Genomic DNA, 1,360 nt, shown 5'->3' with positions numbered 1-1,360 from the left:
CTCACAGCCAAACTATCAGGTCAAGTCTGCTTTTATTATTTTTAAGCGTGCATAATAAGCCCTACACAAATTGGGAGTTAGACATCATGAGCAACGCAGTGCCCGCCGAGATTTCGGTACAGCTATCACAGGCACTCAACGTCATCGAGCATCATCTGGGATCGACGTTGCTGGCCGTGCATTTGTACGGCTCTGCACTCGACGGTGGCCTGAAGCCATGCAGTGATATTGATTTGCTGGTTACTGTGACTGCACAGCTCGATGAGACTGTGCGGCAGGCTCTGTTCGTAGATTTCCTGGAAGTTTCCGCTTCTCCCGGCCAAAGTGAAGCTCTCCGTGCCTTGGAAGTTACCATCGTCGTGTACGGCGATGTTGTTCCTTGGCGTTATCCAGCCAGACGGGAACTGCAATTCGGGGAGTGGCAGCGCAAGGACATTCTTGCGGGCATCTTCGAGCCCGCGACAACCGATGTTGATCTGGCTATTCTGCTAACTAAAGCAAGGCAACACAGCCTTGCCTTGGCAGGTTCGGCCGCGGAAGATTTCTTCAACCCAGTCCCGGAAAGCGATCTATTCAAAGCACTGGCCGACACCTTGAAACTATGGAACTCACAACCGGATTGGGCAGGCGACGAGCGGAATGTAGTGCTTACCTTGTCTCGCATTTGGTACAGCGCAGCAACCGGCAAGATCGCGCCGAAGGATGTAGCTGCCAACTGGGTAATGGAACGCCTGCCCGTCCAACATCAGCCCGTGCTGCTTGAAGCCCAGCAGGCTTACCTTGGACAAGGGATGGATTGCTTGGCCTCACGCGCTGATCAGTTGACTGCGTTCATTTACTTTGTGAAGCACGAAGCCGCCAGTCTGCTCGGCTCCACGCCAATGATGTCTAAAACAAAGTTAGGCATCACAAAGTACAGCATCGTGACCAACAGCACCGATTCCGTCACACTGCGCCTCATGACTGAGCATGACCTTGCGATGCTCTATGAGTGGCTAAATCGATCTCATATCGTCGAGTGGTGGGGCGGAGAAGAAGCACGCCCGACACTTGCTGACGTACAGGAACAGTACTTGCCAAGCGTTTTAGCGCAAGAGTCCGTCACTCCATACATTGCAATGCTGAATGGAGAGCCGATTGGGTATGCCCAGTCGTACGTTGCTCTTGGAAGCGGGGACGGATGGTGGGAAGAAGAAACCGATCCAGGAGTACGCGGAATAGACCAGTCACTGGCGAATGCATCACAACTGGGCAAAGGCTTGGGAACCAAGCTGGTTCGAGCTCTGGTTGAGTTGCTGTTCAATGATCCCGAGGTCACCAAGATCCAAACGGACCCGTCGCCGAGCAACTTGCGAGCGAT

Annotated in this window: 1 protein-coding gene and 1 pseudogene; both read left to right on the top strand. The window is 53.5% G+C overall.

Annotated elements, in window-relative coordinates; translation table 11 throughout:
- Nucleotides 1-86 precede the first annotated feature (86 nt).
- Nucleotides 87-875: pseudogene (locus PG888_RS22850) on the top strand (AadA family aminoglycoside 3''-O-nucleotidyltransferase); the annotation flags it as partial.
- A 9-nt stretch (nt 876-884) separates the two neighbouring features.
- Nucleotides 885-1,360 (top strand): AacA4 family aminoglycoside N(6')-acetyltransferase (locus PG888_RS22845; protein ID WP_442866253.1); only part of this gene is annotated, 476 nt, incomplete at its 3' end.

It is taken from the genome of Aeromonas sp. QDB23, assembly GCF_027707745.1.
Taxonomy (GTDB): Bacteria; Pseudomonadota; Gammaproteobacteria; order Enterobacterales; family Aeromonadaceae; genus Aeromonas; species Aeromonas allosaccharophila.
The sequence above is the reverse complement of the archived record's forward strand: the minus strand, read 5'-3'. Positions and strand labels throughout refer to the sequence as shown.